21 protein-coding genes are annotated in these 24,466 nt (G+C 56.5%); 6 read left to right on the top strand and 15 right to left on the bottom strand.

Annotated elements, in window-relative coordinates; translation table 11 throughout:
- The first annotated feature begins 138 nt into the window (after window positions 1-138).
- The gene (ycjG, locus tag M495_RS12810) at window positions 139-1,110 is read left to right on the top strand and encodes an L-Ala-D/L-Glu epimerase (protein ID WP_041414590.1); all 972 of its coding nucleotides are present in this window, start codon (window positions 139-141) and stop codon (window positions 1,108-1,110) included.
- 5 nt (window positions 1,111-1,115) lie between these two features.
- Here the strand turns inward: ycjG and mpaA are convergent, their stop codons facing one another.
- Window positions 1,116-1,823: a murein tripeptide amidase MpaA gene (gene mpaA / locus M495_RS12805; protein WP_020827091.1), complete on the bottom strand. Its 708-nt coding sequence runs from the start codon at window positions 1,821-1,823 to the stop codon at window positions 1,116-1,118.
- Between the two features lie 207 nt (window positions 1,824-2,030).
- Between mpaA and M495_RS12800 the strand changes: the two genes are divergently transcribed.
- Both M495_RS12800 and M495_RS12795 read left to right on the top strand, forming a co-directional pair.
- Complete coding sequence (locus M495_RS12800) at window positions 2,031-2,381, top strand: hypothetical protein (protein WP_020827090.1); 351 nt, start codon at window positions 2,031-2,033, stop codon at window positions 2,379-2,381.
- A 158-nt stretch (window positions 2,382-2,539) separates the two neighbouring features.
- Entirely contained in the window at window positions 2,540-4,174 is a 1,635-nt protein-coding gene (locus tag M495_RS12795) for a peptide ABC transporter substrate-binding protein (protein ID WP_041414588.1), read from the top strand.
- A gap of 174 nt (window positions 4,175-4,348) precedes the next feature.
- On the opposite strand, the gene M495_RS12790 is transcribed toward M495_RS12795, so the two are convergent.
- Window positions 4,349-4,597: a hypothetical protein gene (locus tag M495_RS12790; RefSeq protein ID WP_020827088.1), complete on the bottom strand. Its 249-nt coding sequence runs from the start codon at window positions 4,595-4,597 to the stop codon at window positions 4,349-4,351.
- Between the two features lie 193 nt (window positions 4,598-4,790).
- On the bottom strand, window positions 4,791-5,873 hold the full coding sequence (locus tag M495_RS12785) for a hypothetical protein (RefSeq protein ID WP_041414586.1): 1,083 nt from the start codon (window positions 5,871-5,873) through the stop codon (window positions 4,791-4,793).
- 146 nt (window positions 5,874-6,019) lie between these two features.
- Here M495_RS12785 and zntB point away from each other — a divergent pair, with 146 nt between their 5' ends.
- On the top strand, window positions 6,020-7,003 hold the full coding sequence (gene zntB, locus M495_RS12780) for a zinc transporter ZntB (protein ID WP_020827086.1): 984 nt from the start codon (window positions 6,020-6,022) through the stop codon (window positions 7,001-7,003).
- Window positions 7,004-7,218: 215 nt separating this feature from the next.
- Here zntB and M495_RS12775 read toward each other — a convergent pair whose 3' ends face one another.
- The 11 genes from M495_RS12775 to nifJ all read right to left on the bottom strand — a co-directional run bounded on the left by M495_RS12775 (window position 7,219) and on the right by nifJ (window position 22,673).
- Window positions 7,219-7,617 (bottom strand): VOC family protein, encoded by a 399-nt coding sequence (locus M495_RS12775; RefSeq protein ID WP_020827085.1) that lies wholly within the window; start codon window positions 7,615-7,617, stop codon window positions 7,219-7,221.
- A 141-nt stretch (window positions 7,618-7,758) separates the two neighbouring features.
- Window positions 7,759-8,691, bottom strand: coding sequence for a tRNA 2-thiocytidine(32) synthetase TtcA (gene ttcA, locus M495_RS12770; protein WP_020827084.1), 933 nt, complete (start codon window positions 8,689-8,691; stop codon window positions 7,759-7,761).
- A 306-nt stretch (window positions 8,692-8,997) separates the two neighbouring features.
- On the bottom strand, window positions 8,998-9,258 hold the full coding sequence (bhsA, locus tag M495_RS12765; RefSeq protein ID WP_020827083.1) for a multiple stress resistance protein BhsA: 261 nt from the start codon (window positions 9,256-9,258) through the stop codon (window positions 8,998-9,000).
- A 92-nt stretch (window positions 9,259-9,350) separates the two neighbouring features.
- Entirely contained in the window at window positions 9,351-9,551 is a 201-nt protein-coding gene (locus M495_RS12760) for a heavy-metal-associated domain-containing protein (protein ID WP_020827082.1), read from the bottom strand.
- A gap of 59 nt (window positions 9,552-9,610) precedes the next feature.
- Complete coding sequence (cueR, locus tag M495_RS12755) at window positions 9,611-10,111, bottom strand: Cu(I)-responsive transcriptional regulator (RefSeq protein WP_020827081.1); 501 nt, start codon at window positions 10,109-10,111, stop codon at window positions 9,611-9,613.
- Window positions 10,112-10,145: 34 nt separating this feature from the next.
- The gene (locus M495_RS12750) at window positions 10,146-10,454 is read right to left on the bottom strand and encodes a glutaredoxin family protein (protein WP_081667702.1); all 309 of its coding nucleotides are present in this window, start codon (window positions 10,452-10,454) and stop codon (window positions 10,146-10,148) included.
- A 34-nt stretch (window positions 10,455-10,488) separates the two neighbouring features.
- Window positions 10,489-13,029, bottom strand: a complete 2,541-nt coding sequence (locus M495_RS12745) for a heavy metal translocating P-type ATPase (protein ID WP_020827080.1) — start codon at window positions 13,027-13,029, stop codon at window positions 10,489-10,491.
- 60 nt (window positions 13,030-13,089) lie between these two features.
- Complete coding sequence (locus tag M495_RS12740) at window positions 13,090-14,586, bottom strand: efflux transporter outer membrane subunit (RefSeq protein WP_020827079.1); 1,497 nt, start codon at window positions 14,584-14,586, stop codon at window positions 13,090-13,092.
- Window positions 14,583-17,768, bottom strand: a complete 3,186-nt coding sequence (locus M495_RS12735; protein WP_020827078.1) for an efflux RND transporter permease subunit — start codon at window positions 17,766-17,768, stop codon at window positions 14,583-14,585. The genes M495_RS12740 and M495_RS12735 overlap by 4 nt, the downstream gene beginning before the upstream one ends.
- A complete protein-coding gene (locus M495_RS12730; protein ID WP_020827077.1) occupies window positions 17,768-18,925 on the bottom strand; it encodes an efflux RND transporter periplasmic adaptor subunit in 1,158 nt (385 codons plus the stop codon). The genes M495_RS12735 and M495_RS12730 overlap by 1 nt, the downstream gene beginning before the upstream one ends.
- Window positions 18,926-19,139: 214 nt before the next feature.
- Window positions 19,140-22,673, bottom strand: coding sequence for a pyruvate:ferredoxin (flavodoxin) oxidoreductase (nifJ, locus tag M495_RS12725; protein ID WP_020827076.1), 3,534 nt, complete (start codon window positions 22,671-22,673; stop codon window positions 19,140-19,142).
- 248 nt (window positions 22,674-22,921) lie between these two features.
- Between nifJ and M495_RS12720 the strand changes: the two genes are divergently transcribed.
- Window positions 22,922-23,254 (top strand): SMR family transporter, encoded by a 333-nt coding sequence (locus tag M495_RS12720; RefSeq protein WP_020827075.1) that lies wholly within the window; start codon window positions 22,922-22,924, stop codon window positions 23,252-23,254.
- A gap of 470 nt (window positions 23,255-23,724) precedes the next feature.
- Entirely contained in the window at window positions 23,725-23,985 is a 261-nt protein-coding gene (locus M495_RS12715; protein ID WP_020827074.1) for a putative hemolysin, read from the top strand.
- A 43-nt stretch (window positions 23,986-24,028) separates the two neighbouring features.
- Here the strand turns inward: M495_RS12715 and hslJ are convergent, their stop codons facing one another.
- Window positions 24,029-24,457 (bottom strand): heat shock protein HslJ, encoded by a 429-nt coding sequence (hslJ, locus tag M495_RS12710; protein ID WP_020827073.1) that lies wholly within the window; start codon window positions 24,455-24,457, stop codon window positions 24,029-24,031.
- Between the last annotated feature and the right edge of the window lie 9 nt (window positions 24,458-24,466).

Below are 24,466 nucleotides of genomic sequence, written 5' to 3'. Positions count from 1 at the left end.
ACCCTGGCATCAGTTTATGTCAACAATTGCGGGTTGGATATATAAAGTTTGCTAAATAGTTGTATATATTAGGTTGTGTCCAGAATTTATCCTTCTGGTCGCCCTTGTTTATGCGCAATTTTCGCCTCAGGAGCCGTTATGAGAAGCATGCGTTTTTACCCAGAAGCCTGGCCGCTGCATACTGCCTTTGTGATAGCTCGCGGTAGCCGTACCGAAGCCAAGGTCGTGGTGGTCGAAATTGAACAGCAGGGCGTGCGTGCCAGCGGCGAATGTACGCCATATGCGCGTTACGGCGAAAGTGAAGCCTCGGTGATGGCGCAGCTGGCTGAAGTGGCAACGGCTGTGGAGCAGGGCGTGACGCGGGAGCAACTGCAGCGGCTTATGCCGGCAGGCGCAGCGCGTAATGCGGTGGATTCTGCATTGTGGGATCTGGAATGTCGCCTGAACGGCCAGAGCCTGTGGCAACGCAGCGCAGTCATAGAGCCGGAACGCATTGTGATGGCGCAAACCGTCAGCATCGGCTCGCCGGAGGCGATGGCGTTCGCCGCGCGTGAGCTTGAGCAACAGGGGGCCAGTCTGTTGAAAATCAAGCTGGATAATCACCTGATCAGTGAACGACTGGTGGCGATCCGTGCGGCAGTGCCGACGGCCACCTTGATCGTCGACGCCAATGAGTCCTGGCAGGCGGAGGGGTTGGCGGCACGTTGTCAGCTGTTGGCGGATCTGGACGTGGCGATGCTGGAGCAACCGCTGCCGGCGAAGGACGACAGCGCGCTGGAAAACTTTATCCACCCGTTACCGATTTGCGCCGATGAGAGCTGCCACACGCGTAGCGATCTACCGCGGTTGGCCGGACGCTATCAGATGGTCAATATCAAGCTGGACAAGACCGGCGGTCTGACGGAAGGGTTGGCGTTGGCGGCATTGGCGCGAGAGCAAGGGTTCGCCATCATGCTGGGCTGCATGCTCTGCACTTCTCGAGCGATCGGCGCGGCGTTACCCTTGGCTCCGGGGGCGCGATTCGTCGATTTGGACGGGCCAACCTGGCTGGCGAAGGACGTTGAACCGGGTCTGGATTTCGAATGTGGGGCGATCAACCTCGCCCCGTAACCGACTCAATCCGGGTAGGTCAGTAGTTCTACCATGGCGTCGAGGTAGCTTTCGCTGGCGGCATCGGCAGAGATTGGTGGGAACTCTGCGGTAATGCAGGGCAGCGACAGATCGGCGCACCAACTGCCGAACGATCCCGGCGTCTCGTAACCGACGCTGGTGACCAGCGGCAGGGCAAATTTGTGCGAAAGCCAGACGCCAAGCTGAGAGCTGGCAGGGTCTTCAATACAGGCCAAGGGTTCGTGGAAGGAGACTACCCAGCGAGGTTTCAGCCGATGGATCAGGTGGCACAGCGCCTGGGTCTCCGGCTCGGAACCCGGACGGCCACCGGTCGAAAGCTTAACGTCCCGAGCCTCCGCCGCGCTGTTCCAGCGATAAACCGTGTCGCCAGAGCGCCAGTTGGCCGCCGGGAAATTGCGGTTCAGGTCGACCCCGTTGGCATTGGCGCGCAGCCCCAGTTGGCAGCCGTCCGGGTTGACGGCCAGCACCACATGGTGACGCAACTGATTGGGGGCGATGCTGCGCAGCGCACAGGACAGCGTGACAATAGCGGCACCTTCGTCGCCGTGCGTACCGGCGATGATCAGCCCGGTATCTGGGCTACTGATGGCCGCCGGGAAATAGAGCAGCGGTGCGCCCAGCAGCGAACTGCCGTAATTCTCTCCTGCAACGGCCAATTGGCCACGTTCACTGCGCGGTCGATGCTGGATCATGATGCGTTCCCTGATTTAAAGGTCGAGAGTGATTATCATTTTATTCAGTGTATTACGCTTTAGCTGCACTTTCCCAGAGCTATTGTTCAGCTATCGCGCGTTATGTGAACTGTGCGTTAGCGTAGGTAACAATAAAACCCCGCCGGTCAATTCGCTGTTGTTATACTATCGGCAAAGCTAACCCAATAACCAAACAGGGGATTTAACATGCCAGTAGCCAGAATTATTGCCAGCTATAGCGAAAATGAAAAAGATACCATCACGCTGCTGTGCGGCGTGGACGAGGAAAACCAAATCCGCCAGGGTGAATGGTTCGGCGTGGTGAAAAACGACGACGGGCGCGGCGATGAGTCCAACTATCCGTTTACCCTGCACGTCGACTATCAAAAAAACAGCTTCTATCTGGACTATGGCTATGACGATGCCGAGTCACGTCAGATGCAAAAGACCGATATCCATGCCAAGCCGCTGGTGGAGAAAGGCTTCTTCACTATCTTCGATGAAGAAGAGGGCGAAGAATTCAGCTACCGTATCAACAGCATCCATCTTTACGAATAATCTTCGTCGAGATCAAAATGCCCGTGTCGACTTCGTCGTACGGGCATTTTTTATTGCCTGGCCCCCAGTTTTTACATCTTGTCCGCCTGGAACTCTAGGTGAGACTAATCTTGTGCTATAAGATAAAAAATTCAGATGGTTAACGGGGATAAATCAGAATGACGAGAAAAATAATTCAACAGGGTTTTCGTTTGGCGCTGTGTGCGGTAGCGATCGGCGCAGGATTGAGCAGCGCAATGGCGGCGCAGGTTCCCCCGGGTACCACTCTGGCGGAAAAGCAGGAAATTGTTCGCCATATCAAAGATGAGCCTGCTTCGCTCGATCCCATCAAGGCGGTCGGGCTGCCGGAGGCACAATTGGCGCGCGATCTGTTTGAAGGTTTGGTGAATCAGGATGCCAACGGCAAAGTGATCCCTGGCGTTGCCACCCGTTGGCAAACCACGGATAACCAAACCTATATTTTCACACTACGTAAGGACGCACGCTGGTCTAACGGTGACCCTGTCACGGCAAAAGACTTTGTCTATAGCTGGCAACGCCTGGTCGAACCAAAAAGTCTGTCTCCCTTTGCCTGGTTTGCTCAACTGGCAGGTATCCAGAATGCCGATGAGATCATTACCGGTAAATTGCCAGCGGACAAGCTGGGCGTAACGGCGCTGGATGATTACACCTTAAAAGTACAGTTGAATAAGCCGGTACCCTATTTTGTCAGCCTGACAGCCAACTTCAGCCTGTTCCCGGCGAACAAGGCGGTGGTGGAGAAATTTGGCAATGACTGGACAAAAGTCGGCAATCTGGTGGGCAACGGTGCGTATAAGCTACAGGAGCGGGTGGTCAACGAGAAACTGGTGCTGACGCCCAACGAACACTATTGGGATCATGCGCATACCGTTTTGACCAAAGTGACCTTTGTGCCAATCAACCAGGAGTCTAACGCCACTAAACGCTACCTGGCCGGCGATATCGATATCACCGAATCCTTCCCTAAAAACATGTACCAAAAACTGCTGAAAGACATTCCGGATCAGGTGTATACCCCGGACCAACTCGGCACCTATTATTATGCTTTCAACACCCAACGGGCGCCGACCAACGATGTGCGGGTGCGCAAGGCGCTGTCTTACGCGATCGATCGCAAAATTATCGCCGAAAAAGTGTTAGGCACCGGTGAGAAACCTGCTTATCACTTTACGCCGGATGTGACCGCAGGGTTTAAACCGGAAGTGAGTCTGTTGCAACAGCAGCCGCAGGCCGAACTGGATGCCCAGGCCAAGGCGCTGATGCAGGCGGCCGGCTATGGCCCTAATAACCCTTTGAAGCTGACGCTGTTGTATAACACTTCAGAAAGCCACCAGAAAATAGCCATCGCCGTGGCCTCAATGTGGAAGAAAACCCTTGGGATCGACGTTAAGTTGCAGAATCAGGAATGGAAAACTTATATCGACAGCCGTAACACCGGCAATTTCGACGTGGTGCGCGCTTCCTGGGTGGGCGATTACAATGAAGCTTCGACCTTCCTGTCGTTGTTGAGCTCCACCCACAGCGGCAACATCGCCAAATTCAAGAGCGCGGATTACGACAAGCTGTTGGCGCAGGCCAGCCGTGAAACCAGCGCCGCGGCCCTGACGGCGGATTACAACAAACTGGAGCAGATCATCGCGGAACAGGCGCCGATCGCGCCGATTTACCAATACACCAATGGCCGTCTGATCAAGCCTTGGGTAAAAGGTTACCCGATCACCAATCCGGAAGACGTGGCCTACAGCCAGACGATGTATATTATCAAGCATTAATAACTGCATTTAACCAGGCTCCGTTAATTCGGGGCCTGGTTATGAATATTTGTCGAATAATAAAACAAACCCCAATGGCTTATATCAGCCAGGGCGATGCTGTCCGTTGAAATAACCGGAGCGGCCTTTATATTCGGCAATGAATAGTGGGTAAAACCGGTCGTTATTTATGCTTTATAAGCTGTCCCGCATGGCATCAACTAGGATGCGGCCGCTCATGTCCGTTTGGGTAATGCGATAGCTGGTTGGGTATGAGCGCCGGGTGCTGAGGTGATCGTGTACCGACACCTTGCCAACCTGCGCACCGCTGGCATTCTTAACGATAAACTCGCTGATCTCTTCCTGGCCCTGATTTTGAAAATTAACGCTGCGGATTTTCTCCAGCGTATCGCTGTCGTTTAATTTTAAATGGTCGCGTAACATAACTACCTCCTCGTAGTGAGGGAAGTATATGCCTCTCAAATTTGAGCTGGAACAGCTTTTTGTTAATTTTTTATTGTCATTATGAATTAAGATTGCTGTGAATATGTTAAGTCATAATAATGGCGCGATAGCCAGCGCTTTATTCCACGATATCTGCATTTATCGGCCGGGTTTTATTTCATCTCCGTTATTATTAGTCTGCATTTTTGTTAAATAATACCTGACGCCCAATGGGTGAGGGAAATACGCAGGACACGTCATGTGCACAGTCGGGAACGATCGCTAAATCACGTTTGGCGCGCGGGGCAATAAAACGTCGATCGTAAGCCGCATAGGCGATGCCGCGTTGTAGACGATCGGGGCCTTGCGCCTGTGCCGCACAAGATTTGTCGAGTATTTTGTAGAAGCTTCCTGGCGCGTCGCCGCTGTCCTTTGCGCCAACCATGTAGGTGATATTCGCCGTGGCATAGCGTTGGCGTACTGATTCAGTCTGTTGGTCGAGGTAGCTCGGAATAGCCTCAATGCCGTATTTCCAACGATTGACGCTCGGGCAGGCGTCACTGTTAACCTCAACCCAATCGAAGATGCAGCCCCCTGTTGAATCACAGTCGCGCCAATCGACAGGGTGATCGTTGTTTACCGGCCGCGGTCGGTGACTGTCAAAATAGAGCCAACTGCCGGGGTCGGATATCACAAAGCGCAGTTTTACGCCGGGCGGCGGATTGGCGAAACCGACATAGTGCTGTACAAACTGTGCACCGGCGGAAAACCCTGCAACGGTGACCCAGCGTATCTGCGGCCATTTTACTTTCAATTCGGCAACCAGGCGATCAAGCGCGGCAAACGAGCTGGTTCTTCCCTGGTTGTCCAAACCGCCTTCGATCCAGGAACTGCAACTCCACAGCGCGTCCCCGGCCTGCGCTTGCGGAACGCCGGGAGAATGGCAGCGTGCGGACTGAGCATTACTGACCGGGAACAGCGGGGCGACCAACAGCGCCTGGCCGGTTTTGCCTGCAAGTTGAGCCGCTTTTACCGCGGCGGCCAGGGTTTTCCCCGCATCTCTGGGATGTCCGTGCAGCACGATTAAGACGCTATCTGGCGTGATCACCTGGGGTTGCGCGACAAAGTAGGGCAAATTTCCTGCTGTTGGTCCCAGTTTCACCCGGTATGCGTCGGCAAGGGTGTCGAGTGTGCTATCTGCGGCAAACAGTGGATGAAACGGGGTTGCGATAACCGCCGCTACTGAGGCCAATACCAATGTTCGAGTGGGGGTCATTAAGCACCAGCTTTAGGGTTTGCGCATTATTACTCCATGTTAGCCTATAAGGCCATTTCGAGCGTAGCATTCGCACGGCTTCATCTTTGATCCGCCTGGCATTAACGCTAGACTCTGAGGTAACTGAAAAGCAAAGAGGATGAGGAATGGAAGTCATTGAGGGGCGCGAGTTACAGGTTCCTGACGCAGTCTATGCCTACCAACTTGATGGTAAGGGCGGTGTAACATCGATTGATTACGATGATAAAGTCACCTGCGATGAGCCTTGCTGGCTGCATCTCGATTATGCGCACCCAGCCAGCGCCGAGTGGCTGGCTACCACACCGCTTTTGCCGGATGCGGTAAGAGAGGCCTTATCCGGGGAGAGTTCCCGGCCGCGCGTCAGCAAGGTGGGCGAAGGCACCATGATCACGCTGCGCAGCATTAACTTTAACGCCAACTCGCGGCCGGATCAGCTGGTCACTATCCGCGTTTACATGACCGATAAACTCATCGTTTCTACCCGCCATCGCAAGGTCTATTCCATTGACCAGGTGGTGAACGATCTGCAAAGCGGCAGTGGGCCAACCAACAGTGGTAACTGGCTGGTGGAGATATCGGACGCATTGACCGACCACGCCAGCGAGTTTATCGAAGATCTGCACGATAAAATCATCGATTTGGAAGATTCGTTACTGGAGCAGCAGGTCCCCGAACGGGGGCAATTGGCGCTGATCCGCAAACAGTTGATTGTGCTGCGTCGTTATATGGCACCGCAACGCGACGTGTTCTCGCGTTTAGCCAGCGATCGTTTGCCCTGGATGAATGACGACGATCGTCGCCGCATGCAGGATATTGCCGATCGGCTGGGGCGCGGGCTGGATGACCTGGACGGTAGCATTGCACGTACCGCGATCCTTTCTGACGAAATCACCACGGTAATGGCCGATGCCATGAACCGCCGCACCTACACCATGTCGCTCCTGGCGATGGTGTTTTTGCCTACGACCTTTTTGACTGGTTTGTTCGGCGTCAACCTGGGCGGGATCCCTGGGGGCGGTAATCCATTCGGCTTTGCGGCATTTTGCCTGATGCTGGCCGGATTGGTGTTCGGCGTGGGCTGGTGGCTGAAGCGACGTCGTTGGTTGTAGCCAAAAAGAGGTAAAACCCCGGTTAACATTGAGCGATATCAACTTTTGTCGGGGGGAAATGAGGCATGATCTATCTCGCAGGTGAATGCAACGTCAAGCGATGGGCGTTGCGCTCCATAATTGTCTTACTTTCTTATATTTAGAATTACTGCATAGCACATTGATTCATACGATGCCGGTTTAATCACCGGCATTTTTTTGTCCGCAATTTGCCCTCAGGCCGCACTCTCATCCCAGAAACTGGCTTCAATCTTGTGCCCGTCCAGGTCACGTACAAAGCAGCCGTAATAGGCTTCACCATAGTGCGGCCGTGAACCGGGGGCACCTTCATCCGTCGCTCCGGCCAGCAGCGCCTGCCGGTAAAAATCATCAACCTGCTGCTTGCTGGTGGCGAAAAAACCCACATGAATGCCGTTGCCGGTGGTAGCCGGTTTGCCGTCGATCGGCAGCTGCAACCAAAACTCCGGATAATCACGGCCATAGCCTATGGCCCCTGGGTGTTCCAAAACCCGGCGGCAACCTAAGGCGGCGAGGGTGCGATCGTAAAAATCAGCTGCGGCGTCAAAATTATTGCTGCCGAGAGAAACGTGAGACAAGCAAGGCGTGATGTTCATCGGTAATCTCCTGGTGACTGTATAAAAACACAGTATAGGATAAAAACCGCACTGTCTGGTGAATTCTGCTGAAAATGCGAGCGGGATCGCCAACTGAAGGGGGGTAAAGAGCCGCCCGCAGTGTGCGGGCGGAACAACGGCTTACTTGATTTCGAGCACGTCTAAACGTGCCGGGGCAGGTTCATCCGTCTCTTCCGGCTGCCAACCCACCGGCTGCATCGGAATGTCTTCGCGATCGAAGGCCAAATCGCCACCGTCAACGACTTCACTGCCGTGGTGAATGCCTTTGAAATCAAACAGGTTAAAGTCGCTAAGGTGCGAAGGCACCACGTTTTGCATTGCGCTGAACATGGTTTCCAGGCGGCCTGGATAGCGTTTATCCCAGTCGCGCAGCATGTCGCCAATTACCTGACGCTGCAGGTTAGGCTGCGAACCGCACAGGTTGCACGGAATAATCGGGAATGCTTTCGCCACCGAGAAACGCTCAATATCTTTTTCACGGCAGTAAGCCAGCGGACGGATCACCACGTGCTTACCGTCGTCGCTCATTAGTTTAGGTGGCATGCCTTTCAGTTTGCCGCCGTAGAACATATTGAGGAACAGGGTCTGCAGAATGTCATCACGGTGGTGGCCGAGCGCAATCTTGGTGGCACCCAGCTCGGTAGCGGTGCGGTAAAGAATACCGCGGCGCAGACGCGAACACAGGGAGCAGGTGGTTTTGCCCTCGGGGATCTTGTCCTTGACGATACTGTAGGTGTTCTCCTCAACGATCTTGTATTCCACCCCTAAACTTTCCAGATAGGCGGGCAGGATATGCTCAGGGAAGCCAGGCTGTTTCTGATCGAGGTTAACGGCAATCAGTGAGAAATTGACCGGTGCACTCTGCTGCAGGTTGCGCAGAATTTCCAGCATGGTGTAGCTGTCTTTACCGCCGGACAGGCAGACCATGATGCGGTCGCCTTCTTCAATCATGTTGAAGTCGGCAATCGCTTCGCCCACGTTGCGGCGCAGACGCTTGTGCAATTTGTTGAGGTTGTATTGCTCTTTTTGACTAACGGTTTGTTTTTCTGACATTTAAATCGTGCTCGTTCTCAATTGGGGGCACTATGGGCATGACGTTTTAGGCAGCAAGTTTAGCATTCAACAGGCTGATTGGGTCATTATTCATTTCGCTCTCGGGGCCGTGAAGAACCTTGGCGTGCTGTCATGCCTGGTTGTCTGGGGATAAACGCACCCAACATGCATCAATGTGGCGTGTATGGTACGGATTGTGAGAACGAATACCAGCGTGTTTTGCGTGGTGGGGATGGAAAACGGAAAATAATGGGTGCCAAACCCACATGAGGCCGCATGTGGGCCTCATGTCTTACCGACTCAATTTTATTTATAAATTTCAGCTGTGCCACACAGACGGTTATTGCCGGAGGCGCCGATGATGCGATAAACCTCGGCGCCAGCTTCGGCCGCCTTGGCTTCCAGTTCCCGCTGTAGGCTAGAAAGATTATTGCTTGCTGCGCAGGCGCTAATGATCCCGGCTTTTTGCCGATCGGTGGGTGCTGAGTCAACCAGGGTAGCGGCGACGGTCGTGAACGACAGGGTGGCCAGTGCGAGGGCAGCGAGGGCCAGATTGACGTTTTTCATGCTGTGATTTCCTTTTCTGTGGCCTGTATCGATTAAGACTGGCGACGACGTTGATTCGCTCAGTGTGAGCTTTTCAGACCAATGTGGGTTGGCTATTGGTCTTCTCGCGCCGGATAGCCTGCTTCACGCAGCACCGCGAGAAAATCACTTTCGTCCTGAATACTATCGACCTGAACCTGACGCGCGGCCGGGTCGGTTTCAATCTGGGCCTGCGGATCGACACTGTGTAGTGCCTTGGTTACGGTTTTCGCGCAACCGCCGCAGGTCATATTGGGAATGTAGAAACTGTGCATCTCAATCTCCTGGTTCTTTAGGGTGTCTGGCCACTATGCGGGTTGACAACGTGGCAAGGTCAAATGCTTTTCAGTGAAAATTTTTGCTTTGAATTCAATGACGATACCGGTGTATAAGCGCCAAAGCGTGGCGCCTCACGAGGGGTTTGCAGGCTGGGCTCCGTGGTTGTGGCAGGCTCAGCCAAATCCGCCAGGATCGGGCAGTCTGGGCGATCGTTGCCATGGCAGTGATCGGCAAGGTATTCGAGAGTTTGCGCCATCTCTTGCAGTTCGGCGATCTTGGCTTTCAACCTGGCAACATGGGAAAGCGCCATCTCTTTAACGTCGGCGCTGGCACGATCGCGGTCGTTCCACAAGACCAGCAGGGCCGAGATCTGCTCGACAGAAAACCCCAGATCGCGTGCACGACGAATAAATCGCAGACTGTGTACGTCCTGTGAGCTGTAATGCCGGTAACCGGCATCAGAACGAAGGGCTTTCGGAATCAGGCCAATTTGTTCGTAATAGCGGATCATCTTTGCCGAAACGCCAGAGGACTTGGCTGCTTGACCGATGTTCATTATTCACTCCTTCTGGGGGATTCATTAAATCCCCCTAAAGCGGGGGATCGGCTATGGATCGACAGGTAGCGTTATCGCTGGCACTCGCTGGCGCGATTGGACAGATCGAGTACCACAACCAATCCAGGTGATAGGTGCGATAGAACACTTTCGCGTTCACCTGAGTGGTTGGCGCGATACATACACCGCCACGCGCCTTGGCCTCCTCGCTGATCTCGGGGTTGGAGAGATCGCGTTCTTCGAAAGCGATCCCTTCATTTTCGAGCCAGGATTTCAACGTTTGGCAGTCTGAGCACGTCGGCATGGTGTAGATGACGACCTGAGGATGAAATTCACCGGCCATGCTGGCCTCCTCAAACGTGTTGTAGTGTTGCCGCCTAAACCTTTACGTTTTCTGGCCCAACAGGGCGGGATTCGATACCCATCGGTGCCTGGAAACGCTTTAGACGGAGCGCGTTGCCGAGCACGAAGACGCTGGAGAGCGCCATCGCTGCAGCGGCGAAGATCGGCGAAAGCAAGGTGCCGTTTATCGGGTAAAGCATGCCTGCCGCAACCGGGATCAGCACTGCGTTGTAGGCAAAGGCCCAGAACAGGTTCTGCTTGATGTTGCGGATCGTCGCCTGGCTGAGCGCAATGGCATTTGCCACACCACGCAGGTCACCGGACATCAACACCACGTCTGCCGCTTCGATAGCTACATCGGTTCCCGTACCGATGGCCAACCCAACATCTGCTTCGGCCAGCGCCGGGGCGTCGTTGATGCCGTCCCCCACGAAAGCGACGCGTGCACCATGGCTGCGGAACTGCTTCAGCGCCGCGACCTTACCGTCGGGTAAAACCTCAGCCGCGACCTCATCGATACCGAGCTGTCGGGCGATTGCCGAGGCGGTTGCTGCATTATCACCGGTGATCATCGCGACCTTGAGCCCCAATGCGTGCAACGCCTTGATTGCCTCTGGCGTGGTCTCTTTAATCGGGTCGGCAACGGCGATCACCGCCGCCAAACGACCGTCTATCGCAGCATAAAGCGGGCTCTTGCCTTGCTCTCCGAGACGCTGGGCGGCCGGCAGGAAACTGGCCACGTCCAGGCCGAGCTGCGTCATGAAGCGGTCGGCTCCGACGGAGACGGTTCGGCCGCTGACCTTGGCTGATACACCGAAGCCCGGTGTGGCATCGAAGGCTTCAATAGCGGCGATCTTGAGGTCGCGCTGTTTTGCGGCGGCGACGATGGCTTCGGCGATAGGGTGCTCCGAACGGGTCTCCACGGCGGCAACCAACGCCAGAACCTCGTCGTAATCGAAGCCCTCGGCCGGTAGCAAGTCGGTCAACTCAGGGCGACCTTTGGTTAGGGTGCCAGTTTTGTCCAGCGCGATAACGCTGACATCTCGTAGTGCCTGCAAGGCTTCGCCTTTACGGAACAGCACGCCGAGCTCGGCGGCGCGGCCAGTGCCGACCATTATCGAGGTGGGGGTGGCCAGCCCCATGGCGCAAGGGCAGGCGATAATCAGCACGGCCACCGCATTCACCAGCGCGAAGGTCAGTGCCGGCGTCGGTCCGAAGATTAACCAGATCAGGAACGTCAGCGCTGCCGCCGCCATCACCGCTGGGACGAACCACAGGGTCACCTTGTCGACCAACGCCTGGATCGGCAGCTTGGAACCCTGGGCTTCCTCAACCAAGCGGATAATTTGCGCGAGTACCGTATTGGCACCGACTTTGGTGACGCGGAAGCTGAATGCCCCGGTTTTGTTGATGGTGCCGCCGACCACTTCGGCATCGACCCCCTTGGACACCGGCACCGGTTCGCCGGTGATCATGCTTTCATCTACATAAGAGGCACCTTCGACGACCTGACCGTCGACCGGGATCTTCTCGCCCGGGCGAACGAACACGACATCACCGGTGGTCACCTGGTCGAGCGGGATTTCCAGGGTTTCACCGTTACGCTCGACGCGCGCCGTTTTGGCCTGCAGCCCAACCAACCGTTTTATCGCCTGAGAGGTTCGCCCCTTGGCGCGAGCCTCCAGCGTGCGCCCAAGCAAAATCAGCGTAACGATCACCGCGGCGGCTTCGAAATAGATGTTGGCGGTACCTTGCGGCAGCACTTGCGGAATGAAAGTGGCCACCACCGAATAGCCATAAGCCGCCGCGGTACCCACCGACACCAGCGAGTTCATGTCAGGGGCACCGCGCAGCAATGCCGGCACCCCCTTGCGGAAGAAGCGCAGGCCGGGCCCAAACAGCACCAGCGTGGTAAGCACGAACTGCAGATACCCATTGCGCTGTTCACCCAGAACCTCTAACACCCAATGATGCATCGCGGGAATCAGGTGCGAGCCCATTTCGAGGACGAATACTGGCAAGGTCAGGAGGGCGGCAATCAGTAAAGATCGGCGTAGTCCACGTGCTTCGTTCTCGCGCCTTTCACTGTCTTGATCGTCCGAACTTGCCGTGGCGGCAGACAAGCGGCGGGCCTTATAACCGGCCTGTTCGACCGCGGCTTCAAGCATGGCCGTGGTGACGATCCCGGCACTATGGCGCACCCGGGCACGCTCGGTCGCCAGGTTGACATTCGCTTCGATCACGCCCGGAATTTGCCTGAGCGCTTTCTCAACCCGACCGACACAGGACGCGCAGGTCATATCTTCGATGCCGAGTTCAGTGGTTTCTTCACGAACGGCGTAACCGGCGCTCTCGATGGCACCAACGGCTGTCTGCGGATCGGCGGGATCGCCGAAAGTGATATCGGCGCGCTCGGTGGCCAGGTTGACCGTTGCTGTTTGCACGCCGGGAACGGCTTTTAGCGCACGTTCGACGCGGCCAACGCAGGAAGCACAGGTCATACCTTCGACCGGCAGACTCAGACGAGTGGTGCGCAGGGCTGAATTAGAACCTTGTTGCACAGAGACGGAAGTCATTGAACTACCCCTTTACTGATTCGGATATCGAAAAGCTTAAAGCTTCCCACTGTGGGAAGGTCAAGACCTGTCAGGGATTTGTTTTGCCAGGGGCAGGTTCGGCCTCGTTTTGGCACCGCCGCAGAGCGTCGTCTCCACAGTACACACCTGCCAACCACCTCCCAATGCCTTATAGATGCTGACCACGGCGAGTTGTTGTTCGGTGCGTGCGACCGCCAGCGCTCGCCGGCTGTTAAAGTCGGAACGCTCTGCGTCAAGGACTTCCAGATAGAGGCCTTGCCCCTGGGAAAACTGCAACCGGGCGAGACGAGCGGCCTCACGATTGGCTGCTGATTCAAGCAGGCGCAGTTCGAGCGTGCTGCCTGTTGTTTTATAGGTTTTGAAGGCGTCGTCGGTTTCCTGTAGCGCGCGCAATAGGGTTTGATCGTAGAGGAGCAGGGCTTCTTGGGCGCGAGCTTCACTGGCGGCAATCCGCGCGCGGACGCGACCGTTATCGAGCAGAGACCAGCGAATGACCGGAAGGATAAAACCGGACAAAGCTCCGGCACCGTTCACTGCATCGAGGTTCCCGGCAACGAATCCGATCGAGCCTTGTACCTGGATCTCGGGGTAGAGACCTGCCGTTTCTACCCCAATCCGCGCTGTTGCTGCCGCCAGAGTGCGTTCCGCCGCCGCAATATCGGCACGTCGTGCCAGGAGCGCCTCGGGGTTGCCGACGGCGAGGGAGGTAACCTTCAGTTCATCACGCCCAGGTATGGCGACTGGAGGGCTAAACCTTTGCGGCGTTTCGCCGAGCAATACCGCCAGCGCATTGACGGAAACCGCGCGACGGCGCTCGAGCTCGGGGGCGACAACCTCGACATTGCGTAATAACGCCTCGGCGCGCAGTCGGTCGAACTCACTGGCTGAACCGGCATTCGCCAGACGTTCAACCTGAGCCAGGCTCTCGCGCTGGCTTCGGGTGATATCTTCAACGACAGCACGCTCGGCCTCGATACCGCGCAGTTCAAACCAGGTGGCGGCCACCGCTGCTGCAACGCCGGCTTGCACATCGCGCAGCAGGGCTTCACGCGAACCTGCCTGCGCCTGGGCTTCCTCAACCGAACGGCGCACGCGACCGAACAGATCGATTTCCCAGGCGCTGTCTACGGCACCGCGATAGGTTTCCTGCTGACGAGACTGGTCAGGCGACGTCTCTATCTCGCTCTTGCGACGGTTTTCATAGCTGAAAGCAGGGCCGCCGCTTGGCAGAAAGCTCTGACGATTCTCGCGCAGCAGGGCTTTTGCTTCTTCGAGCCGCATGGCGGCAATGCCGATATCATGATTAACCGAAAGCGCCTGCCGGATCAGTCCGTTCAATATCGGATCGTCGAAGGCTCGCCACCATTCAACCTCCACTGTACCGGAATTAAGGCCTGGCGAAGCTTCACCAAAGCTGGCGGGAAGCCGTGCCGAAGACAGCGAAGGCGGCGAATAGTCTGGCCCTACAGATGAACACCCGGTTAACAGGGTAAGCGCACTCAGGGGGAACCACAGCGATTGATAGAGGCTTTTCATGAGGTGATCTCCTTAATGCGCTGTTTGCGCAGCTTCGATTCTGCCCGGCGGCGTTCGATACGAACGGCCAGGTTACGCATCACCACATAAAACACCGGCGTCAGGAACAGACCGAACAGCGTCACGCCTAGCATGCCGGCGAAGACGGCGATACCCATTGCATGGCGCATCTCCGCCCCGGCACCGCCGGCAAAAACCAGAGGAACCACACCGGCGATAAAGGCCAGGGAGGTCATCAGGATTGGCCGCAGTCGCAGCCGACAAGCCTCGATAACCGCATCCAGCGCGCTTGCGCCCTCGGCCTCGAGAGTGCGGGCGAACTCGACGATAAGAATGGCATTTTTGGCGGCCAAACCGACCAGCACGATCAACCCGATTTGCACAAAGACGTTGTTGTCACCGCCGGTCATCCAGACGCCAATAATGGCGCTCAGCAGACACATCGGCACAATCAACAGGACGGCCAGCGGCAACAACCAGCTGTTGTACTGAGCAGCAAGGATGAGATAGGCCAGAAGCACACACAGCGGGAAGATGAACAACGCCGAATCCCCGGCCAGCTTTTGCTGGTAGGTAAGGTCGGTCCATTCAAAAGTCATGCCTTCCGGCAGCACTTCTTTCGCCAGACGCTCCATCACGGCTACCGCCTGACCCGAACTGATGCCGGCCATGGCGCCGCCGGAGATGTCGGCCGAAGGATAGCCGTTGTAGTGGATCACTCGGTCTGGGCCTGAGCTCGGTGTGACGGTAACAAATGAAGATAAAGGCAGCATTTTCCCGACAGCATTGCGTACTTGCAGGCGACCGATGGCTTCTGCCTGCATGCGATGGTCTGCATCGGCCTGGGCGGTCACTTTGTAGGTGCGGCCAAAGCGGTTGAAATCGTTGACATAGAGAGAACCGAGATAGACCTGCAGAGATTCGAAGATATCCGCCAGTCGGACGCCCTGACTCATGGCTTTGGTACGATCGATGGCAACGTCGAGTTGTGGGGCATTGACGTCAAAGCTGGTCATCAGTCCGGCCACCTGTCCCGACTCGGTGGCTTTGGTCATCAGGATCTGGGTCTGCTGAACCAGAGCATCCAATCCGGCGCCGCTGCGATCCTCAATTTGCATTTTGAAACCGCCGGTGGCGCCCAGACCCGGTACCGGCGGCGGTGGAAATACGCCGAGGAAGCCGTCGGGAATGCCGGCGAATTTTGCTTGCAGGCGGCCGGCAATCGCGGTCGCGCTGAGATCGTCTGTTGTACGAGCTTCAAACGGGTCAAGCATAACGAACATGACGGCGGCATTCGGTACGTTGACGAAGCCGTTGATCGACAGCCCTGGGAAGGCTACGACGCTCTCGACACCGGGTTCCGCCAGCGCGATTTTTGACATCTGTTTGACGACCGCATCGGTGCGTTCCAGCGAGGCCGAATTGGGCAGTTGGGCAATACCAACCAGGTAGTATTTGTCCTGCATCGGTACGAAGCCGGGCGGAACCGCCTTAAAGCCGAAGAAGGTCAGTGCCAGTAAGCCACCGTAGACCAAAAGCGCCAGACCGCTAACCCGGACCACTTTGCGGACCATATTGCCATAAGCGCTAGGCGCGTGTCGGAAAGGCCGGCCAAACGCACGGAACAACCGATCGGCTCGACCGCGCAGGGTGCGCGGATCTCGGGCGATCGCAGCCTTGCGCGGACGCAGCAAAAGGCCGGCCAGCGCCGGGCTGAGTGTCAGGGAGTTGATGGCCGACAGAATGGTTGAAATGGCGATGGTGAGCGCAAATTGTTGATAAAACTCCCCCTGCAGGCCGCTCAGGAAGGCAGTGGGGATGAATACGGCGGCAAGCACCGAGGTAATGGCGATGATGGGGCCGGTCACTTCGTCCATGGCGCGTCTTGCGGCTTGGGGAGGCTCCTCGCCATTTTCGATATGACGTTCGACATTTTCGACCACGACGATCGCGTCGTCGACCACTATCCCGATCGACAACACCAGGCCAAACAGCGACAAGGTATTGAGCGAAAAGCCCATCAGATGCATGACGGCAAAGGTCCCGATCAGCGATACCGGCACCGCCATCAATGGGATCAACGACGCGCGCCAGTTGTGCAGGAACAGCACTACCACGATCACCACCAACAGGATCGCCTCCAGCAGGGTGGTGGCTACCGACTCCAGAGAAGCACTGACGAAGACCGTTGGGTCGTAAGCTATGCGCGAAGTGAGTCCTGCCGGAAAGTGAGTTTCGAGCCGTTGCATGGTGGCCCTCACGGCCTTAGAAACGTCTAGCGCGTTAGCTCCCGGGCTTTGAATAATTTGCAGCGCGACGGCCGGCTCACCGTCGAGCAGGCTGCGCAACGCGTAGGCATCAGCTCCCATTTCGATACGGGCGACATCGCGCAGGCGAGTGATTTGGCCGTCGCTACCGGTGCGAATAATGATATCGCCAAACTGTTCCTCGTCGGTCAGGCGGCCGAGGGTATTGACCGTCACCTGGAATGCGGCGTTGGAGTTGGGCGTCTGGCCAACCGAGCCGGCCGCCACCTGAACGTTCTGTTCACGTACGGCGGCGATAACGTCACCGGCCGTCAACCCTCGCGCAGCGATCAAATCAGGATCGAGCCAAAGCCGCATGCTGTACTCGCCGGCACCCCAAACCAAAACGTCACTGACTCCGGGGATGCGGGATAGCTCATCGCGTACCTGGAGGTAAGCGTAATTTGAAATGTAGAGAGGATCGTAACGCTGATCGGGCGACAGCAGGTGAACGACCATCAGGATATCCGGCGAGGTTTTCTGCGTGACGACGCCCTGGCGTTGAACCTCTTCAGGTAACCGCGGCAGCGCGCGCGAAACCCGGTTTTGCACCTGAACCTGCGCCATATCGGCATTGGTGCCCTGGGCGAAAGTGACGGTCAGGATCATTCGGCCATCGGTTGCCGACTGCGACGACATGTACAACATGCCCTCAACCCCGGTGATTGCCTGTTCGAGCGGAGCCGCTACCGTTTCAGCGATCACCTTGGGGTTGGCTCCGGGGTAAGATGCGGTCACTTGCACCGTTGGCGGAGTGACTGCCGGATACTCGCTAAGCGGCAGTTGGAAGAAGGCCACGCTGCCGGCGAGCACCATCAAAATTGACAGGACGATGGCAAATATCGGGCGTGCGATGAAGAAACGAGGAAAAGTCATTACGCGGCCCCCGTGGTTGTCGGTGCCGTCATGGGAGCACCATCAATGGCGGTTGTTTGCGGCGTGATCTGCATACCGGGGCGTACCAGGCCCTTGACCACGATACGCTCACCCGGCTGCAGACCCTGTTCGATCACCCGCATGCCTTCGACCATCGGGCCCAGCTCGACTGGCCGATATTCGGTTTTATCACCTTTGCCGACGACCAACACATAGCGGCGGCCCTGATCGGTGCCAATTGATTGATCGGACACCAGTACGCGGGCGCGCGGTGCACCGGTTTCCAGTTTGACCTTGGCAAACAGGCCAGGGGTCAATTGTCCATCGGCATTATCGACAACGGCGCGAATACGCACGGTGCCCGTCCCACGGTCGGCGGAGTTGGCAAGAAAATCGACACGGCCAGTTCGGGTATAGGTTTTGTCGGTGATCAGCGCGACCATCACCTTGGTTGCCGGCGGGGTGGCACGAGTGCGGTCTGCGGCGAGCGAACGCAAATAGGTGCGCTCGTCGACGTCGAAATAAACCTGGAGCGGGTTGGTCGAGACAATCGTCGTGAGCGGCGTTACGCCATTGGTAACGTAGTTGCCCTCGGTGACCAGCACCTGGCCGACGCGCCCGCTGATAGGCGCCGTGACGCGCGTGAACTCCATATCCAACTCTGCCGCAGTCAGGGCGGCTTTCGCGGCATCGACCTGCGCTTTGCCTGCATTCAATGAAGCGGTTGCCGTATCGAGCTGAGCACGCGCAAAAACCTTTTGAGCAAACAGCTGTGTGGCACGGGCATATTCCGTTTGAGCGAGCCGCGCTGCTGCTTCAGCCTCGCGCAAGCGAGCTTTGGCGGCACTCAGCGCGGCTTCGTACACCCGAGAGTCAATGAGAAACAGCCGTTGGCCTTTCTCAACCCAGCGACCTTCCGGCACGCTGACATCTTGCAGATATCCGGCGACTCTTGGGCGCAGTTCAACCTGTTTGGCAGCGGTTAGCGAACCGGTGAACTCGACAAAAGGCGTGACCGGGCGAACGACCACTTCGGCTACTGGTACGCTCGGAGGCTTGGCGGGGGCAGCTGCGGACACCGTCTCTTTGCAACCGGCGACAGCGAATGCGACGCTTATCGCCGCAGTGATTAGAGTGACACGTTTGGCTTTCATCATTTGACCTTTCGCGACTGAAGTCGACAGTGGGATTTATTGAGCCGAAGCGGCTCTGATTGCATTTATCGGACTTACCACGTTTGGAAGGTCAAGCTGTTTTTGAGGGCTGATTCAGGCTATTCAATACTGTGTTGCGCAAGGGCGTCTGGCGTGGAGAGCGTTACGCAGTGGCCAAAAAGAAAAGCGGGGCGCGAACCGGTCGCGCCCCGTGGGTTTACTCGGCGGAGGAGGTTTCCCCCTTGCCGGCCAGCAGGCTGAGGAAGTCGTACTTCTCCTTCAACTCTTTTTCTGCGGCCTGATACAGCGCGCTGGCGACTTCCGGCTGCTGTGAGTTCAGGCGGCGGAAGCGCTGTTCTTTCAGCAACGTATCGGTCAGATTGCTGTTTGGCGGCCGGGAATCCAGCGCCAGCGCCGGTTTGCCCTCATCGGCGCGACGTGGATCGAAGCGATATAGCGGCCAGAATCCGGTCGCGGTCAGCTGTTTCATCTGGTCGTGACTGAGTGCCAGATCGTAACCGTGTTCTTCACAGGGGCTGTAGGCAATGATCAGGGATGGCCCTGGATAAGCTTCGGCTTCCTGTATGGCTTTCACCGTCTGATTAAGCTGCGCACCCAGCGAGATTTGCGCCACGTAAACATGGCCGTACATCATCATGCTGACGCCCAGATCCTTACGTGCCTTGCGCTTGCCGTGTTCGCCGAACTTGGTCACCGCCCCGAGCGGGGTGGCCTTCGATTGCTGGCCGCCAGTGTTGGAGTAACACTGAGTGTCCAACACCAGCACGTTGACGTTTTCGGTCAGGCTGAGGACGTGATCCAACCCGCCGAACCCGATATCGTAAGCCCAGCCGTCGCCGCCAATCAGCCAGATGGATTTATCCACCAGATAATCGGCGTCGGTCGCCAGTTGGCTCGCGTCGTGACCTTCAATCTGCGCCAGCAAGCCGCGCAGTTCCTTAATCTGTTGGCGACGCGGCTCTGGTGCGATATCCGTCATCTGCAGAGCGTTGACCAACTGTGCCGGCAGCTGCGGCGCCAGGGTGTTCAGCAAACGCAGTACGCGGCTGCGGTGCTGATCGACCGTTAAGCGGAAGCCCAGACCGAACTCCGCATTATCCTCGAACAACGAGTTGGCCCAGGCGGGACCGCGGCCTTCGGCATTGGTGGTATAAGGTGTAGTCGGCAGGTTGCCGCCGTAAATGGACGAACAGCCGGTGGCGTTGGCAATCAGCAACCGGTCGCCATAAAGCTGGGTCAGCAGCTTGATGTACGGTGTTTCCCCACAGCCGGAACAGGCACCGGAGTATTCGAACAGCGGCGAAATCAACTGCGAGGTACGGATGTCGATCCGCTCGATCTGCGAGGGATCAATTTCCGGCAACTGCAGGAAGAAGTCGTAATGCGCTTTTTCTTCTGTCAGGTGCTCAAGGCGCGATGCCATGTTGATGGCCTTGATGTCCGGGTTCTGGCGATCTTTTGCCGGGCAGACTTCAACGCACAGATTGCAGCCGGTACAGTCTTCCGGCGCGACCTGCAGTACGTATTTCTGGCCGCGCATGTCGCGCGCTTTCACATCCAGCGATTGCAGCGAGGCAGGGGCATGTTCCATGGCCTCCGGCTGAACCACTTTGGCGCGGATGGCGGAGTGCGGGCAGGCGGCAACGCAGTGGTTGCACTGGGTGCACAGATCCGGCTGCCAAATGGGGATATCCTCGGCGATATTGCGCTTTTCCCACTGGGTGGTCCCCACCGGCCAGGTACCGTCCGGCGGGAAGGCTGACACCGGCAACGCATCCCCCAGTCCGGCCAGCATCGCGGCGGTCACGGTTTTGACAAAGTCAGGCGCCGCATCCGAGACAATCGGCGGTCGCATTGGGCTGCTTTCGTTAACCGGCTGCAGGGGGATTTCAATCAGCGCGTCAAGCGTGGCAGCCAGCGCCTGCCAGTTGCGCTCAACAATATCCTGGCCTTTGCTGCTGTAGCTGCGTTCGATAGCATCCCGCAATTGCTGGAGTGCCACGTCGCCCGGCAGAATTTGGGTCAGATGGAAAAACGCCATCTGCATTACGGTGTTGATACGTGCACCGAGCCGGCATTCACGTGCCAGTTTCGCCGCGTTGATGATATAGAAGCGTGCCTGACGTTGCTGCAAGACGGCTTGCACTTCCTGCGGCAGCCGCGACCAGGCCTCTTCGGCACCATAGGGAGTATTGAGCAGGAAAATGCCGCCGGGTTTCAGGCGCTCCGCCATCTGGTAAGTATCGATAAACTGCAGTTGGTGGCAGCCGACAAAGTCGGCGCGACTGACCAGATAGGCCGAATTGATGGGCTGTTCGCTGACGCGCAGGTGGGATACCGTCAGGCCTCCGGCCTTTTTAGAGTCATAAACGAAATAGCCCTGGGCATACATGGACGTACTGTTGCCGATGATTTTGATGTTGTTCTTGGTCGCGGAAACGGAGCCGTCACTGCCAAGACCGTAGAACAGCGCCTCCAGCGACGCGCGCTGCGGCAGGGTTTCTTCACTGAGTGGCAGGGAAAGACCGGTCACATCGTCGAAAATGCCGACGGTAAAGCGTGGACGCGGGCGATCCAGAGCCAGCTCGTTAAACACGGCTAACGCGCAGTCAGGGCCAAACTCTTTCGAGGAGAGCCCATAACGGCCGCCGATCACCATCGGCATATGGGCGCGTTCACCCCGGCTGAACGCTTCAGCCAGTGCGGTCATCACGTCCAGATACAGGGGCTCCGCCAGCGCGCCGGGCTCCTTGGTACGGTCCAGTACGGCGATTTTCTTCGCGCTTTCCGGCAACACGCTGAGCAGGTGCTGCGCGGAAAACGGCCGAAACAGCCGCACTTTCAGCACGCCGACTTTTTCACCACGGGTCAACAGGGCGTCGATCGCTTCTTCGCAGGTGCCGATGGCGGATCCCATCAGGATCACCACGCGCTCGGCCTGCGGATGGCCGTAATATTCGAAGGGCTGATACGCCCGGCCAGTGATCTCGGCGAATTTGTCCATCGCGTCAATCACATGCTGGCAGGTCGCGTTATACCAGGGGTTGGTGGCTTCGCGCGATTGGAAATAGGTGTCCGGGTTGGCGGAGGTGCCCCGTACCACGGGATGATCAGGCGACAGTGCGCGGCTGCGGTGCGCGTCAATCGCGTCCTGAGGCAGCATCTGGCGCAGGGTATCGTCGCTCAGCGGCACGATTTTGTTGATTTCATGCGAGGTGCGGAAACCATCAAAAAAGTGAATAAACGGCAGGCGGCTGTTGAGACTGGCCGTTTGGGAAATCAGCGCAAAATCCTGTGCTTCCTGGACGTTGCTGGCGCACAGCATGGCGCAGCCGGTTTGGCGTACCGCCATCACGTCGGAATGGTCGCCAAAAATCGACAGCGCATGGGTGGCGATGGTGCGCGCAGCAACATGCAGCACAAACGGCGTCAGTTCACCGGCCAGTTTGTACAACGTCGGGATCATCAGCAGCAGGCCCTGCGATGAGGTAAACGAGGTCGACAGCGCGCCGGTTTGCAATGCGCCATGTACCGTGGCGATCGCACCGCCTTCCGACTGCATTTCCACCACTCGCGGCACGTCGCCCCAGATATTTTGACGGCCGTCGCCGGACCAGGCATCCGCCTGTTCCGCCATGGTCGAACTGGGGGTGATTGGGTAGATGGCAATCACTTCGCTGGCACGATAGACGACGGAAGCGACTGCATTATTACCATCTGTAGTAATCATCAACTTTACCTTTCATTGCTCAAAAAGCTGCGAAAGTCACCTCTCGCAGTAATTAACAAAGTCTAGCAGAGGGATATATTGGCCCTTTATCGCGTTTGTGTGGCGGATGATAAATCGACAAAAAATGCGACAAGGAGATATTTCACGACTTTAAATGGCCCTGAAGAAAAATTGTCATCGTTGTTTAACGACAATTTATTTCCGGCGCGTCATACTGGTGAATAGGTAAACTTACAGAAGAAAAAACGATGAGCGGATTTATGTATTTAACCATGGCGGTAGTCGCAGAAGTGATCGCCACTACCATGCTGAAAGCCTCTGAGGGATTCACTCGCTTGTGGCCGTCGCTGGTGGTCGTGGTCGGCTATGGCGTAGCTTTCTGGGGGCTGTCGATGGTGGTGAAAACCATGCCGCTGGGCATTGTTTACGCCATCTGGTCGGGCATGGGTATTGTTCTGGTGTCAATTGCCGCGGTATTTGTTTATCAACAAAAGCTGGATTGGCCAGCCGTACTGGGGATGGGATTAATTATTGCTGGCGTGTTGGTGATTAATTTACTGTCGAAAACCGCAGCACACTGATCCTTATTTAAACCGAAACAATCGCCAGCGCGACATTCAGTGGCGCTGGCAGAAAACCTTATTAATAAATAACGGAAAATAATAGATTACCCCCAAGTTTGGATCTTCCTTTTACCGGCAAAAATGCGCCATTTTGACACCGCATTTTCGTGCTGTCCGCCACGCCTCAAAGCGTTAACCTCTCCTAAAATGCCTGTTTAACCCTGCTGTGACTGACCCTTGTTCAGGTCGGGCAGGGATGTTCGACGTTTGCTCCGCGGACAGAGCGGAAAAATCCAGTAACCATAATAATTTCGTCGCTGTTCAAATAAACGGCAAATAATTGCAGGAATATATTTTCATTATTTATATATCAGGCTAGATTAAACAGGTTTGCATCAAAGATAACCTAACGTGTCCGCAATAAAGTGATGCGAGTTATCGGCAATGGCGATTTTACACAGCGCAGTTTCGGGTTCAGGAGTGGATTAATGACAATATTAAAAGGGTTGCTGGCCGGCACCGTACTGCTTTTGGCCGCCTGCAGCAGCAACAACGAAGAACCAGTCCAGCAGGCTAACAGTGCAAGAATCAATAACTTACAGACCAGTGCTAACTGTGCCATTGTTGGCGGCGTCACGACCGTGACCCACAATTTAAACGGCGAAGCGATCAGAATGTGCCAAATGCCGAATGGTAAACAGTGCGAAGAGTCGACGCTGGGGCGGGGTGCCTGCGCGAGCTCCGGCTAACGGTTAATAACACCAGGCCGCAGAGCAGCCTGGTGCACAGGGATCACTGCACCCAATCGCGCAGTGTATAAACCAGGGTATGGTCGCCGCCGCTCAGCGTTAATTGCTGAGCGCTGAGGGTGACTTTTGCTCCTTTGCCCAGCACGTCGCCGATCACCCGATCCCACTGATTGAGTTGCGGGTCTGCGCACAGCATGCGTGTTGAGGCCAGACCTTTTACCGTCAGCACGCCATTTTGCAATTGGCCATTGCCAAAGAAACGGTTACACATGGCACCGGAAACGTGCAGGGTTTCACCGAACTCGATGTTGGGCTGCTTGCCCTGGCCCGCTTTCACCGCTACACCGTCGACGCTTTGCAGCACAAAGTTATGATGTAACAGGTCGCTTTCCTTTACCGTCTTTCCGTTTTGACTCATTCCACACCCGGCTAATAGCAGCGGTATTAACGCCACCAACATAAACTTTTTCATCGGGTTCTC

Source organism: Serratia liquefaciens ATCC 27592 (genome assembly GCF_000422085.1).
Lineage (GTDB): Bacteria > Pseudomonadota > Gammaproteobacteria > Enterobacterales > Enterobacteriaceae > Serratia > Serratia liquefaciens.
The sequence above is the reverse complement of the archived record's forward strand: the minus strand, read 5'-3'. Positions and strand labels throughout refer to the sequence as shown.

Bases quoted from the DNA above. Each gene is read 5' to 3' on its own strand.
- M495_RS12740 (WP_020827079.1), bottom strand. From the start codon at position 14,586: ATGAAAAGCCTCTATCAATCGCTGTGGTTCCCCCTGAGTGCGCTTACC.
- M495_RS12785 (WP_041414586.1), bottom strand. From the start codon at position 5,873: ATGACCCCCACTCGAACATTGGTATTGGCCTCAGTAGCGGCGGTTATC.
- M495_RS12760 (WP_020827082.1), bottom strand. From the start codon at position 9,551: ATGCACAGTTTCTACATTCCCAATATGACCTGCGGCGGTTGCGCGAAA.
- M495_RS12720 (WP_020827075.1), top strand. From the start codon at position 22,922: ATGAGCGGATTTATGTATTTAACCATGGCGGTAGTCGCAGAAGTGATC.
- bhsA (WP_020827083.1), bottom strand. From the start codon at position 9,258: ATGAAAAACGTCAATCTGGCCCTCGCTGCCCTCGCACTGGCCACCCTG.
- M495_RS12735 (WP_020827078.1), bottom strand. From the start codon at position 17,768: ATGACTTTTCCTCGTTTCTTCATCGCACGCCCGATATTTGCCATCGTC.
- M495_RS12750 (WP_081667702.1), bottom strand. From the start codon at position 10,454: ATGGCCGGTGAATTTCATCCTCAGGTCGTCATCTACACCATGCCGACG.
- M495_RS12800 (WP_020827090.1), top strand. From the start codon at position 2,031: ATGCCAGTAGCCAGAATTATTGCCAGCTATAGCGAAAATGAAAAAGAT.
- M495_RS12795 (WP_041414588.1), top strand. From the start codon at position 2,540: ATGACGAGAAAAATAATTCAACAGGGTTTTCGTTTGGCGCTGTGTGCG.
- M495_RS12715 (WP_020827074.1), top strand. From the start codon at position 23,725: ATGACAATATTAAAAGGGTTGCTGGCCGGCACCGTACTGCTTTTGGCC.
- M495_RS12790 (WP_020827088.1), bottom strand. From the start codon at position 4,597: ATGTTACGCGACCATTTAAAATTAAACGACAGCGATACGCTGGAGAAA.
- ycjG (WP_041414590.1), top strand. From the start codon at position 139: ATGAGAAGCATGCGTTTTTACCCAGAAGCCTGGCCGCTGCATACTGCC.
- cueR (WP_020827081.1), bottom strand. From the start codon at position 10,111: ATGAACATCGGTCAAGCAGCCAAGTCCTCTGGCGTTTCGGCAAAGATG.
- hslJ (WP_020827073.1), bottom strand. From the start codon at position 24,457: ATGAAAAAGTTTATGTTGGTGGCGTTAATACCGCTGCTATTAGCCGGG.
- zntB (WP_020827086.1), top strand. From the start codon at position 6,020: ATGGAAGTCATTGAGGGGCGCGAGTTACAGGTTCCTGACGCAGTCTAT.
- M495_RS12745 (WP_020827080.1), bottom strand. From the start codon at position 13,029: ATGACTTCCGTCTCTGTGCAACAAGGTTCTAATTCAGCCCTGCGCACC.
- mpaA (WP_020827091.1), bottom strand. From the start codon at position 1,823: ATGATCCAGCATCGACCGCGCAGTGAACGTGGCCAATTGGCCGTTGCA.
- M495_RS12775 (WP_020827085.1), bottom strand. From the start codon at position 7,617: ATGAACATCACGCCTTGCTTGTCTCACGTTTCTCTCGGCAGCAATAAT.
- M495_RS12730 (WP_020827077.1), bottom strand. From the start codon at position 18,925: ATGATGAAAGCCAAACGTGTCACTCTAATCACTGCGGCGATAAGCGTC.
- nifJ (WP_020827076.1), bottom strand. From the start codon at position 22,673: ATGATTACTACAGATGGTAATAATGCAGTCGCTTCCGTCGTCTATCGT.
- ttcA (WP_020827084.1), bottom strand. From the start codon at position 8,691: ATGTCAGAAAAACAAACCGTTAGTCAAAAAGAGCAATACAACCTCAAC.